At 42.4% G+C, this 14,412-nt stretch carries 8 protein-coding genes; 1 reads left to right on the forward strand and 7 read right to left on the reverse strand.

Annotated features, from left to right (window positions below; translation table 11 throughout):
• Positions 1-30: 30 nt before the first annotated feature.
• The 7 genes from M1J35_RS00995 to M1J35_RS01025 all read right to left on the reverse strand — a co-directional run bounded on the left by M1J35_RS00995 (position 31) and on the right by M1J35_RS01025 (position 12,873).
• Complete coding sequence (locus M1J35_RS00995) at positions 31-2,346, reverse strand: heparinase II/III family protein (protein ID WP_254652498.1); 2,316 nt, start codon at positions 2,344-2,346, stop codon at positions 31-33.
• Positions 2,347-2,380: 34 nt separating this feature from the next.
• On the reverse strand, positions 2,381-3,805 hold the full coding sequence (locus M1J35_RS01000; RefSeq protein WP_254652499.1) for an extracellular solute-binding protein: 1,425 nt from the start codon (positions 3,803-3,805) through the stop codon (positions 2,381-2,383).
• 76 nt (positions 3,806-3,881) lie between these two features.
• Entirely contained in the window at positions 3,882-4,967 is a 1,086-nt protein-coding gene (locus M1J35_RS01005; protein ID WP_254652500.1) for an alpha/beta hydrolase family protein, read from the reverse strand.
• A 39-nt stretch (positions 4,968-5,006) separates the two neighbouring features.
• Entirely contained in the window at positions 5,007-6,839 is a 1,833-nt protein-coding gene (locus M1J35_RS01010; RefSeq protein ID WP_254652501.1) for a hypothetical protein, read from the reverse strand.
• Positions 6,840-6,864: 25 nt separating this feature from the next.
• Positions 6,865-8,100, reverse strand: coding sequence for a DegT/DnrJ/EryC1/StrS family aminotransferase (locus tag M1J35_RS01015; protein ID WP_254652502.1), 1,236 nt, complete (start codon positions 8,098-8,100; stop codon positions 6,865-6,867).
• Positions 8,093-9,823 (reverse strand): hypothetical protein, encoded by a 1,731-nt coding sequence (locus tag M1J35_RS01020; protein WP_254652503.1) that lies wholly within the window; start codon positions 9,821-9,823, stop codon positions 8,093-8,095. Before M1J35_RS01020 ends, M1J35_RS01015 begins: the two co-directional genes overlap by 8 nt.
• 218 nt (positions 9,824-10,041) lie before the next feature.
• Entirely contained in the window at positions 10,042-12,873 is a 2,832-nt protein-coding gene (locus M1J35_RS01025; protein ID WP_254652504.1) for a carbohydrate binding domain-containing protein, read from the reverse strand.
• Positions 12,874-13,155: 282 nt separating this feature from the next.
• Between M1J35_RS01025 and M1J35_RS01030 the strand changes: the two genes are divergently transcribed.
• Entirely contained in the window at positions 13,156-14,406 is a 1,251-nt protein-coding gene (locus M1J35_RS01030) for an Nramp family divalent metal transporter (protein ID WP_254652505.1), read from the forward strand.
• Positions 14,407-14,412 lie beyond the last annotated feature (6 nt).

Raw genomic sequence — 14,412 nt, forward strand, 5'->3', positions numbered from 1 at the left:
TCATTTGATTTTATCTTATAATAGGCATGATCATTTTTCTAGAGTTGATGGAAAAATAAGTACTATGTCATAAACGCCTTTAGGGAGCATGAGGTCCAACCTCCCCTGACCATGATGATAGACTGCCTTATCGTCTTCGGCACGAACACCGTTAATCATGATTTTTGCAGGTGGGGAAATGAGTAAAAAGAATTCCCTAGCACCCTTTTTTATTTTTAACTTAGCTATTTGTTTATGAAAGGATGCTGAAACATTAATGTTCTCAGGGGACTGGATAATGATCTCGTCTCCCACCATTAACTCGCTGCCATTGACTAGTGTGAATTTGTTTAATTCGTTGCTTTCATCTTTTATTGAAACCCATCCACGTTCTCCCTTTATCCTCACCTTCCCATCAAATGACCTATGTGTGGCGTCACAAACGTTTGTTTTCATTATGAATAAATAATCTAATATACCGATAGATTCATCCACCATTTTCCACTCGAAATAGGGGTCAGAGTCCCTGAATGTACAATAGAAATCATCCCTTTCACTCTCCACCAGGGGAATAGGTCGCAGCAATGCAGCCATGTATTGAATTTCGTCTTTCGCTTTCGGTTTCACCTCAAGGCAAACGCCATACTGTTCTGCTCCTGGGAATTGGCTAACTTCTATATCAACATCATCGGGGTAACAGATAGTAAGATCTGCAGCAGAATGATTTCCCATAAACCTGATTTTGTTATCACTTACTTTGTATCCGGGCTTAATCACTTCCCTTCCAACTTGAATTTCTGCAGATGTGTGGAATAAGAACGATAGGTTACTATTCTTGTCTTTCTTTATTACTTTATCTATGAGGACAAAATAACGTTGATCAACATGAACTACCGCTCTTTCCCACTTAGAAACCGATGAATGATACGCATCTGATGCATCTCCCACAACAAACGAAAAGTTTTCCGAAGTATGCCAATCGACAAACCTGCTCTTTCCTCTTGCCACCTGTCCTTTTCCATTCACTAGTAGGCTGTTGTGACCGATGGTGCCGAGGGTGAAATCCCTACGCGGTCCCTCTACATAATCCTGATAGCCTGGATTGGTGATCAACCATTCTCCCGCTACATGGAGTATGAAATTATTCTGGTCAAAATGGTTATGGTCTTTCGCTGATTCACTGGCATTGAAAGCTAGAAGGTGGTCATCTTCATTCCAGCCGTTCCTAAAAACACACCACCCTATATGAGGAAATACCCTTGAAGGATTTCCCTTATAATACGAATCCGGAGGAACCGGCTCAGGGATTACTTTGAAATCTAATAATACATCCAGCTTTTTCTCAAAAAAGTGATGGAGGTACCAACTGCAAATAGGATTTTTCACATTAGAGGCAAGGACCGACATGAAATAAAAGATATCCAGTTTATAAAACGAATCCGAGAAATTTACGAAGGTAGCTTCTGTTCCTGTCCCTAACATATAAACAAATAAATCGGGAAGAAAGCGGAAGTACTCATGCCGCAGCAGTTCGTCGTTTCCCGTTGAACGCTTGAGCACGTCTGCGGCCATTAAGATATGGCGAGCGGCAACATTCAAATACAATAACCCTTCAATTTCGGGGTCAGCTAATCTATTCTGTAAATATTCCATCAAATAAGCATATGCGTTTTGATAGTAAGGATAAATTTGCTTTGCGTTTTGAGGGTCCATAATGGCAAGCGACCCGATGAACATAGCCACTTTCTTGGAAGCAATAATATTATGGCTGTCATTATTGAAAAAGTCATTTTTAAGGAGGCATAGACCTTTATCATAAATGGCATACTCAATCGTTCTTTTTTCCTTTGATGAAAGGGTGTCATAAATGGCATCGTAGCCGATGGACACGCCCAATATAAAATGGGCAATACTCAAATTCCCATCGGCTCCTCTGTGGGGGAACTCATACCACCTTGTAAAGGTAGCAAGAGCGATTAGATACTCCTTCACTTTCAGTGAAAAGCATTCTTTACCTGTCACTTTATATGAGAAGGCTAGCACTTTTATTCTCTCTTCAATCGCTCTTGAATACATCGTCCAAAACGGGTAGTCCACATAACCTGGAGGATCCCCTACCGGTTGAAGCTGAGTAAGGGGCAGCTCAATATTCAGCTCCACATCACAGCTGGAATAAGGAACGTGGAAATCTTTCTCGGCTGCATAGATTTCTGCTGCACACTCCACTTCTGCCCATATTTCATGGAAAGGAATAGAGTGCGAGAAACCATGATCAGCGACACGCCGTTTTATTTGATCCACTTCAAGATCATTGAATAAGATTCTAGGATGAGGTTTTATATCATTTAAGAGCCGATCCATATCCATACTAATCATGCACCCCTTTTAGAAATTCTTTTTTCTATGAAGTGACCATTCTGTCATTTAGCATACCGTCGATTCGTCTGCACGAATCTTCCGGTGTTTCCATATTAGCCCAGAGAAGATGTAATTCATTTTCAATTAATTCCAGTTCTTTATTCGTAATGTTAAGATCCTTCAGGCTGACTGCATAAGGCATGACATCCTTGAACGCATTATAATGAGGGGGATGAATGTCGGGTTTAAGCAGATAGTTATCTTCAGCCACATACCGGAGAACCGGTATAGTACAACCATTCAGCTTAATCATCGTTTGGGCTTCGGTGCTGACCATGTAACTGACCAGTGCTTTTGCTGATTCTTTCTTGCTGCTTGCTGCATTTATTCCGAGGGCGCCTCCGATAAGTAAAGTGGCAGACGACTTTTCTTTAGGTGGGGGAAGGACATCCCACTTAATATCATGATCTCTGAACTCATTCATAAAGTAATATGTCGTAAGAATCATAGCTGCCCTCTCCCGCATAAACAGGTTTTCGGCAAGGACATTGCTCCCATGGGAGAAAATGGGGGAGACTTGATGCTTATACATCATATCTACACAAAAGTGCAGGGCATCAATAGTTTCACGGCTATTCATCAGTGACTTGGAACGGTCTTTCGTCATAAAGCTTCCATTATTCTGCAATAAGAATACAGGCCACCGATTCGTCAAAGAAGAGAAACAAAATCCGTATTGGTCAACTAAATGCTTTCCGGCAAAATCTTTGGTATTTCGTCTTGCAATCTCCAGCAAATCCTTCCAGGTCTCCATGTTAAATTGTTCCGGAACTCCTGCTTCTTTAAACATTTTCTGATTGTAGCAAATCATGACCGGGGAAAAGACAAATGGCGTCACATGTAGTTCATTATGGTAGGTGAACATTTCGAAAACTTTATCGTAACTATCCTTTTCTGGCTGAAGATGTTCCGGAAGGTACCCCTCTATGATCGATAAACGATCAGACTCGGCAAGTTCACGTAAATGGTAATCAGAAACTATAAAGACATCCGGTCCATTACCCTGCTCGATGATCTCGTTTAAATGGTGGACATAGTGACTATTAGGGAAAACACGCAGATTCACCCGAATATAGGGGTTCAGTTCCTCGAATCGCTCAATGATTTTCTCGACAATTTTAATTTCATAGGAGTCTGAAAACCAGCCCAGGGTGATCGACTGCTTCTGAGTATCATTTGGAATGGTGACTCTGTTCCCCTTCCCCGGAATTTTCTCGATCAATCCCTCATCCACTAGTTGTGCGAGTGCTTTCCTGATTGAAACCCGGCTTAAATCATATTCCAAACTCAGGGTATTTTCAGGGAGGATGAATTCGCCCGCCTTAATTTTCCCCGAAATAATTTCATTTTTTAGATCCCGGATGAACTTATTAAAGCGTTCATCAAAATCCGTTTTCCTTTTCAACATAACAGACAGCTCCTATACAGCTTGATAATCCTAATTTTACTGGAGGGATCAAGGATTTGCAAAGTTGATCTTTCTTCTATTTTTCCGTTCCCGCATACAGCCAATGATCAAGAAAAGAGTACGCCAATCCCCTGATTTCAGGAGGGAAGTCATGACCCGAATGACCAATGAATGAAGTATATTTCTCCCTTTCGTTCAGCCAGTCATATAAGGAATGTACCTCTACCAATCCTTGAGCTGCGGGCTGCCAATGAGGGAAAATCTGATCATTCTGCCCCATCCAGATAAATAATGGGGTAGGTGCTGTCAAAGCGAGTATTTCATGAAATTCAAAAGGGATTACCCCCCTCTTGATATAATCACTTAATAAAGGAATATGGGTAAACCATTCCCTCCTCCCCCATCTATGCCTTTCCGGATCCTTTGTCAAAGTGGAAAAGCCGCAACTGCAAACAACTGCTTTAATTCTTGTATCAACCCCGGCTAAAAAAAAGGCATTATACCCCCCAAGAGAATGACCGATCACGCCAATCCTGCTCCTATCAACAAATGAGAATGATTCCAGCAGACTGATTCCCTGTCGGTGATCAGCTATCATTTTCCCCACAGCAGACCATTCAGGGTGCTTCTTATAAAAGGAGGCTGTATGAAAAGGTTGTTCCCCATGAGAAACTCTTTCTCCTGCTGTAATAGAATCCGGTGCCAGTACAACGTACCCTTTCTTGACAAGTTCCAGTCCATATTGACGATTTTCCGTTCCTGATTCCAAGCAAATAGCGTCTTTTCCCATTTCAACAGTCGGATGCAGAGCAAGGACAGCAGGAAAGGAACTCGTTTGAGGGAAAGAATCTGAGAAAAGAAATCTTTTAGCCTCTTCTTTAGTCTTTAATATGGGGGTTCTCCCTGATTTAGGAATAAGTAGATTGGCGGGAATCCGATCATCGAAAACAGTCGAATATCTCACCTTTACAAGATAATGGTCAATCTGGTCTACCAGGGCAACGACCTCCATCATAGTTTCAGTTAATGGAGGGATTCCACCTAAAGTTTCCAACCACGTATTCACTATACCTTCCCTTTTCGTTTCCCAACGCTTTAAGTCAACAATATTGTCCAATAAAGAAGGGATTCCTTTTCCAGCCAACTCTATTAAAGAATACAAGGATTACCACCTCCTAAAGAATGGCGTAAACTTCACTTACTAATCGACACATACACTGCATAGATGGCTGCCGCTCCCGTAATAAATTCTCCGCTTATGAAGAACAATGCCACTTGAAGCTTCTTTAGGCAGGAAGGACAATACTTCCGGCTTTGAATGTGCATCCACCTCTTTCAACACCTTTACACAGAGTAACGCCTTGCTTAATAATATGATTAGTGAATGTGATTCCTGGTCAAATATGAACCCTTCTCTGACGATACTTCCCCATCTCGAAAGGTCCTCTCTTATTAACATCTTTTTAGTAACCGGATTAATAACGAAGTAGATGCTTGAGTCCGTTAAGCAATGCACCCGATCAAATTGGTCGACGTAAAGCTGGGCAATCTCCTTCGCCCCCTTTATCGGTACAAATCGATCTTTCACGACTTCACGCTCCCAATCCATAAGATAAAGATATGCTTCATCTTCATTTGATTGGGCCCCGCCAGGTGTTTCAATGGATGTTCCACCGATAATCAATCCGTTACTCAGTTCCCCTAAGCATAGAGTACTTTGATTCGGAACGATTCTGTGGTGAGCAAGAAGAGTGAATTTACCCGACATCGTATTGTAGATTCCAAGTCCTCCTCCAATCATTCCGTAGCCCGGGAACCCTCCCCAAATAATATGTACCCCATTCCTTAGCGCCAGCGCACATCGAGGACGGTGAATAGCTTCAGTCTTAAGGAGAAGTTTGGGATTTTCTTTAAGGGCAAAAGGTTTTGAAGTATCGATCCTGTACAGTTTTCCTCCTGCATATGCAGCACCATACATCACATTCCCCAGGCAGGCATAGGCAGCAATATTCCCTCCACCCCCTCCTTCCACCACTTCTCCGCCAAAATTCTGAATGGCATCATCCTTGAAGCAATATCGATATAGCTGAAGGGGGTGCATGGAAGTACCATATAATCTTTCATCCGGTCCCAGGACAATCGTGGAAAGGTTTGCCCCTTCTGTTTCATAGTTAAATTCGATCCGCTTATCTATCCCCGTTCTACTATGAAAGAACTGGGCATAACCCTCTGAGAGACTGTAATCCCTTACCTGAAATGGCGATTCTCCATTTCTATGAACCTTATGAAATCCCTTCCCTGCATATCGAGATAGTGAGAGATTCGTTGTTTCCTTTATATCACCACCTGAAAACTTCATCCAATAAGAAGAATCCACAGCTTTAAGGAAATCATCTGCCTCCCAGTGTCCGTATACAGCTCCGTCCATCCCGTTATATACATAACCAACACCTTTTACACGCTCTGATTGAGGCACCAGGCTCTTCCTTCTTCTATCCTCAAGATGAAAAGCAACGATATTCTTCCTTTCTGTCCCGATTCCTACATAAGCCCACCCCTCTTGATCCAACGCCAGGGTACCTGGGTATTTCTCCGTTTCTTCCATCGATCCAAAGTCGGTTATTTCTTTCTTTACAGGGTTATACCGAAGCAAGTGGCAGCGAGGATAGGTAGTAAAGTAGATGAGACCGTCCCTATCCTCCGCAAAGCTAAATCCCACGATTTCCTCACCATTCTCAATATATCTCCAATGAACGAACTCTTCTAAAAATGGATCAAGGACGATGAATCGATTACCGGCTCCCGTATAAAACAAACCATCGCTACTGTATGAAGAGAAGGGGTAATCCCTAAAGCCGTCAGGGAACATCATTTGTCTGTGGTTCCCGGTATGGGGGTTGAGTATGATTAGAAAACCTCTCCCGGCAATAACAAAGCGGCATTCCTCCCCCCTTAAGCAGAAAGCAGACGTTCGTTCTTCTTCTGCCTGGACGGGAATACCATGATCTATAAATCCTTCCTTATTTCCAGCCACGGAGTCCCTCCTTTCAAATATCCTCTCAACATGAATAATAGGATACGACTTTTTTTATGGCGCGAATCATATCATCTACGTCCCGATCGGAATAAAATTCGTCCAGGTTTAACCGAATGGCCGTTTTAAGGATATTCTCTGCATTGGGACAACTTCCCTGCATGTAATCATAGGAACCCTGATCAAATGGATATTGACTGTTTCTATAGGCCTGTTTATGTTGGAACAATGGTTGAGCATACAGAACTTTGGGAATGTATCCCGCTTGATTCGGGATTCCTTCTGCCGCCAGGGCATCAGAAAATTCTTGTCTTGAACAACACAAATCCCCAAGACTCAAAGTGAACATATAAAACCAATAACTGCACCAACTATCTTCATGAATATCCATTGGTATGATCCCTCTTATTCCATGAAGAGCACGGTGCAATCTCTCTCCCAACTCATTCCGTCTCGAACAAATCCATCTCAATTTTTTCAACTGAGCGATTCCTACCGCTCCCTGAAGCTCCGTCATGCGATAATTAGGTGCCAGGAACTCTATGTCCTTTGAAACGGAATCTCCAAGCCGCTGATAATTCTTATCGGCAAACGCGTGAGCGGTAAAATAATCGCCCTCATCCTCTGAATTAATCGTCACGATTCCCCCGTCCCCGGTGGAAATATGTTTAAAATCGTTCGTGCTGAAACATCCGTAGTCGCCAATGGTTCCAGTCAACTGTCCCTTGTATTCAGCTAAATAGCTTTGAGCACAATCCTCAATGACCTTAAGCTGATATTTCTCCGCCACCTTCATAATAGAGTCCATATCGCACGGATTTCCAGCCAAGTGAACGACGAGAATAGCTTTTGTTCGATTGGTAATCTTTTGTTCAATTGATTCAGCCGTGAGATTATAGCTATGAGGATCAAGGTCTGCAAAGATGGGAATGGCATTCTGATAAAGGATACCAATAACCGTACCCTGGTCGGTTATCGGACTGGTGATGACCTCATCACCAGCTGTCACCCCTGCAGCACCAAGCGCTACATGAATCGCCGCTGTGCCTGAAGAGGTAGCAACACTATACTTCGTATTATATAGGTCATTGAAATCACTGAGGAATTGTTTTACTTTTTGCCCAAAATGGTAAAACAGTGTATTCTGCTCCAAAGCTTCAAGCAATTCCTTAGCTTCTTCCACTCCAAAACGCTTTCCGGTACAGAAAGGGGCATCCTTGACCTTTGGGCCACCTTTTATCGCCAGTCTATTCTTATCCATTCCCCACCCTCCTATCCTCATTTAAGATAGGGGATGCCACTCCGACTCTCCTGCATAACAATCCAAATTTCTCTGTCACTTCCTCTTCATGTCCCGCTTTTTCATTCTTTAACAGTGGAATCAGCACGGTGAACCCTTCATGATTCAAATGACCTTGTATTTCCACCTGTCCTTTTCCATCTTTTAATATCAGCTTCCTTCTGTCCCGCTCCCATTGATTGATTTGCGAACAGGTCCAAAAGGTAAATCCCTGTTTTTTGGCCATTCTGATTAATTGAATGATAGCCTCCCTAACTTTGGGCTGATCATAAATATGAAATTGATGAAAGAGAAAATGAGCTACACCGTCCACCCGCTTGACTCCGTGCAGAAAGGGTTGAATCACACTTGTATCGGCAAGGGAATGATGATTTAAATCCTGGGTAAGAAAGCCGATCTCCAAAGTATTATAGAAACGGTTTTTCTCATCGGCCCACGCTGCCGGAAAATAGGGATGACAAGTACCAAATAAGAAACCTACATTCCCTTTCTTACTCGGCCCCCTTGTCTGATCTGCTTCAATCCCATACTTCTCACACCACGAGAAGAGTTCACCCCACCCCTCAAAAAGGGTATAGTGATTTTTATTAGATAAGATCTGTTCAGTACTTGTCATCTTCTCAACCGCTTTAAGCTGTTCAGAGAAAGCCTCCTCAGACCAAACTCCATCATCCTTGTGGAGGGCATTGTAATGAAAGGCAATTTCATGTCCGTCTTCTTTAATTTTTTCGTATATAGAAGGACTATATCCAGGCGGAATCATGCACCACGTGGACTGAACATTTTCTTCTTTTAATGTCTCCAGCGTCAGAAGCGCTGACTCATCTACATTCAGATCGCTGTCATGTGATATCATCGCCATATTCTTTACGTTTGAAGGCCAATAGTCTAAGAAAGGCAGAGTCAAGCCCATGTCTCTAACACAAGTAAGAAGGTGCCCCACCAGCGCTTCCTTCCATAAATCTGCATAGGGATGAGGAAAATACGGTATCCCCGTTTCTGTAAAGGAGCGGTCCATTTCCCAATCCAGCTCGAAGCCATCATCTGCCTTTAACAGGTTTTCTGCGAGATCGGCTGTACCGTCGGGAGCGGGAAGCCCATCCTCTGTAACCGGTTTTGTTCCCTGTTGGATACCTACAATCGTCTCAGGTATGTGAATGGCCCACCTGTGAACGGACCCGTTCCCGTATCGAATTTGTTGAAAAGCAGGTATAGCATTACCCGAATTTCCATCCATGCTCTTATTCGTCCTGCACAATGAACCGCTTGGATCTATTGCTAACGACTCATCCACTGCTTTCCATGGATCTGCTGAAAGAAAGCGGAGAGGCGGCATTTTCTTTGATAATATATCTGATATGAATGCATACCCTTTTGAATCAATCTTTTCTGAAGTGAGCCCTAAAATCCCCTTTATACAATCCAACCCGCCATACGATATCAATGTTCCTCCAGATCCTACATAATCAATTAGTTTATCACCAAGTTCATGTCGATCTCCTGTCAAAACAGATATGAGTACATCATTATTATCGAATGAATCTTCGGCATCAAGGACTTCATAAGGAATTCTTAGATGGTTTAACACTTCAAATAAGAACATCTCAAATACATTTTGGTTTGATGACCAGCGTTTTTCTGCTTCGTTCCGATCAAAGAGCAAACCCAATTTGGCCATTTTCATATTAGTCAACACCAACCTTCAGTATACATGTATATGACATGTATACTATTTTTATTTAATATTATTATAGTTTCTCTAGGTTTTCAATTAATTATTGTATTTTTTAGATAATTCAATCAGATATGCCGCCGAGTTCTCCTAAGACACTCATATGACGAAGTCAACACATATGGCCCTGGATCAAAACTAGATCATCCAGGGCCACTATATGACACTCCTTATTTCTTTCCACCTTTATGATTAATCCAGATAGAAACCGGCTCAGTCTCAATGGTGGCATCTTCTAACGTAATAACTGCCGATACTTTAACTCGACCGCTCTTCTTTGCTTTGATCAACCCATCCTCTACTGAAATCATTTTAGGTTTATCTATGGTGTATTTAACTTCTGCCCCACTTAAATCAAACGTACTCCGCCCTTTTTCCAGTATCCCTTTCATTTTGAAAGGGACAGATTCTCCCACAGTCAGTTTGTGATCATTCACCAGCAGTTCACCACTCTTTAACGTTAAAAGAAGAGATTCATCAGTGTACTTATACAACTTGACTCCACTGGATAAATAGAATGCTCCATAATCGTCCTGGGCAAGGTGGTCAACATTGCCTGCAAGGAATTCCCATTCACCGGTATTTGGAGTAAATTTAAAAAACTTTCTGCCGATGATTCCATATAGATTATTGTCTGTCCCGACTTCAAGGGAAGCATTACGCCAGTTACTGGAGGCATTCGGATCCAATTCATGGGTAGAAATGACTTCATTGGTTTTAGGATTCAGCGAAAATAGGACTCCATCAGCCATCCCCCAAATTTTTCCGTCGGCCCCCACTGTCAAAGCGGTCAAAGCTCTTTTCCCTGGTACAGGCACCATTTCTGCAGTTTTTTCTTTTTTCTCCACATCCCACACAAACATTTTTGCTTCTGTGGTAGTCGGAACTGATCCCTGTCCACCGGCAATCGTTGTCCCACCATACACTTTCCCGTCCTTATAGATCATAGAAACAATACTTTGATCAGGAATGATGTTCCAATGAACTTCCGGTTCTTTTTCTGTGCCTGGTTCGTAAATAGTGAAAGCACCACCCAGGTTTCCATTCTTAGGAACAGTTCCTATAAAGAGCTGGTTGTACTCCTCTACCCCAAGCATCGCAAATGGCCGGTCTTGAGGAGTGTACCCAGGTATTGATTCGTTCTTTTCTAACGAGAATAAGAGATTGGGATTTAAGGAGTCGGAATCTGTACGATTCCAGTCCTGATACGGATCGAACTCATAGATCTTCGCTGTAGGATAAAGCCCCAGATACATTTTATCGTTCAGGTTTGCCATCCCTTCACTTTGTCCAATCCCATCAAACCTGATATTCTCCCCAGTCGTCGGTACATAGGCACCCATGTTGCCCGGCAGATAGCCGGTGCTGTAAATTTTTCCATCCGGACCCTTTGACACATCATGTATCTGCACCGGTTCTGAAGGAAGTTCCAAGTCGATCAGCTTTACATTGCCGGTCTCTAGATTATATTTGTACATTTTCCCTCCGTTCCCTGAAAGACCTACAAGGGAATATCCCGGGAACCCTTCCTCATCTAATTGAAGGAACTTATAACTGATGGCACTTCCTTTAATATCTGCCCCCAATGACTTGAAGGTATTGGTATCGAGATTATATTCGAAGAGAATACCATAGTGTGTAAAATAGATTTTGTTCGCAATCGGCGACTTGCCTGAAATTCCACGTGACGATTCAGGGATATCAAACGTTTTCTCTCCTGTATCTCCATTTGTCGCTTCTACCAATTCCCCTGACTCTGTATCCATGACAAACATTTCATAAGCTGATTCCTTTTGAGCGAATAATTTACCTTCCACTAAATCCATATCATAGACGGAAATGATATCTTCATATCGGGAAGGCAGGATATTGCGTTTTTCCCCTGTATCCATGTCGTATTCAATCAAGTGGGCTTTGCTTCCAACACCTGCATATATCTTATTGTCTTCTTCATCGTAAACCGTACTTCTAACCCAGTTTTGACCGTCTGCCATCCTTCCGAAATTTGTGAAAGAATCAGATGATGGATCATACTGAAAGACGGAACCAGAGCTATACGTTCCTCCGAAAATCTTCCCATCACTCGAAGTATCCATAGGATACAAAACGGCGTCGGAGGAAGAGACAGGATAGCCAAGATTCACCAATTCATCGCTTTCAGGAATATAGCGGTATAGAAAGCCTTTATTGTAACCTCCAAGATAAACAGTTCCGTCTCCTGCTACTTTGACACCCCATGCTCCTGACGTATCTTCAAGTGGAAAGCTTTTGATTAATTGTTCCGTTTCCACGTCCACCATAGCGAATTTCGCAGGTGCACCGGCTACTACGGTATAAAGGACATCCCTCCCATTTTTGTCTTTTCCGATGTCCCCAAGCATAACGGTTGTTTTCGAAGCTTGCACACCTAAATCTTCCGCTACTTGTTCAATGGGTTCCACCGGTTTTATTTCTTTCATCACTGCATCATCAAAGTAATACGTTCCTTTATTGGCCTTTCCCGAATAAAATAAAACCGCTGCAAAGGCTGCATGATCAGGCGCAGTCGCCGTAGTACTGATTTCAGTCCAATCAGATACGGGTCCAGGAATGGACGTATTCAATCCGCTAATATAAGTTCCATCCCCATCAAAAAATCTGATATAAATTTCCCCGGCTCCCCCAGTACTCTTCATCCTGGCCGACGCCACATAATCCCAACCGGGATGTACCGGGACACGGTCACTGATGATCCCGTAATTACCGCTTCCCCCATCCTGGAGTTCCATGCTCTTCTCCCCTGAAGCATGTTCGTAATTGACAACTTTAATGCCCCCGCTTCCAAAAATCTGTGTCCAGCCCGGGATGAGACCATTTTCTACATTTTCTTCAAATCCGTCATTGTTTAAAAGCAAGTCATTCCCCTGCGCTTGAACCTTGTTGAGTGGCTGTAATCCCTGCTGCACCAATTGGATGATTAAAACTGCACACAAAAACATCAGAAAACCGGTAAACTTTTTCATCGTCTCCTCCTTTATCGAAATACAGGTATACAACTTGTATTCACCCTAAAAATATAATTTATTTTCAGAAAAATCAATATATTTCTAATAAAAACATGAAGATGGTTCATTAGACTCAGTTTTGTTCATACCCATATATCTTCATCTTTTCTATCTTTCAAAATCAAAATGATTTAAAGACATATTAAAGACGTTGTCTTTATTTATCACAGTATATACGATGAACCTATAAGATTCTGAATTTTCAGCATTAAATAACCTATTATGTAAGGGGGAATGTTGATGGATCCGGAAGTAAACCGCAGTGCAGCCGAGACTCCTCAAGAAGTAGAGAAGAAAAGAAGTATTCTAAGTCAATTAGGTCCTGCCCTTATCACTTCAGCATTGGTCCTCGGACCAGGAAGCTTGACTTTATCCTCTAAAATTGGAGCCATCTATGGAATGCAATTGATTTGGATTCTTATCATTGTTGTCTTTTTTATGATGATGTTTACCGAAATGAGCACACGAATCGGATTGGCTGCTAAAGAGTCCTTCATTCAAATCATGAAGAAGAAATGGGGAAGATTTGCGTCAGTGTTAATAGGAATTGGGGCGTTTCTCGTCACAGGTGCTTTCCAGGCCGGCAATGCATTGGGTTCAGGGTTGGCTGTTTCTACTGTGACAGGATATTCACCAACTTTATGGATTGCTGTGGTCACAATACTAGGGATGGGGATCGTATTTGCAAAGAATTTTTACAAAATCCTCGAAAAATTAATGTTAGGCCTTGTACTAGTGATGCTGGTCTCCTTTTTCATTACTTTAGTGTTAACAAAACCATCCATCTCATCTATTCTTTCCGGCTTTGTCCCGGTGATACCTGATGGATCCCTCCCTTTGATCATTGCACTCACTGCCACAAGCTTTTCAATTGTCGGAGCCGTTTATCAAAGCTATCTCGTCCAGGAGAAAGGCTGGAACCTTCAACAACAGAACCAATCAAGCATCAAAGAAACCTATCTGGGAATCTTTATTCTCGGATTTATTACAATGATGATCATGATTTGCGCAGCAGTTATACTTAAGCCCAAGGGAATTGTCGTAAATTCTGTTTCTGAAATGGGGCTTGCATTAGAGCCACTTTACGGTAATGGTGCAACCATATTATTTATGGTTGGACTATTCGGAGCCTCATTCTCCTCTCAAGTAGGGAATGCCACTATTGGGGGGACGATGATTGCCGATGGCCTTGGCTTAGGGAGCACATTATCCTCCAAAGCTGTAAGAGGGTTCATCCTTCTGGTGATGCTGTTTGGATCATCCATTGCCATGATATTCGGTGCTGCTCCCATTAATCTGATTATCTTCGCCCAAGCCATCACCATCGTCATTGTTCCTATTATCGCCGTAGCCATTCTTGTAGTGGCCAATGACGAAAAAATAATGGGATCTTTAAAAAACACTCTTTGGAAGAATATCGTTGGATTCGCAGGACTTGTTGTTCTAATTCTGCTGGCGGTCAATAACATCGTCAACATTTTTATTAAATAATCATGG

It is taken from the genome of Rossellomorea sp. KS-H15a, assembly GCF_024195245.1.
In the GTDB taxonomy this organism is placed as follows: domain Bacteria; phylum Bacillota; class Bacilli; order Bacillales; family Bacillaceae_B; genus Rossellomorea; species Rossellomorea vietnamensis.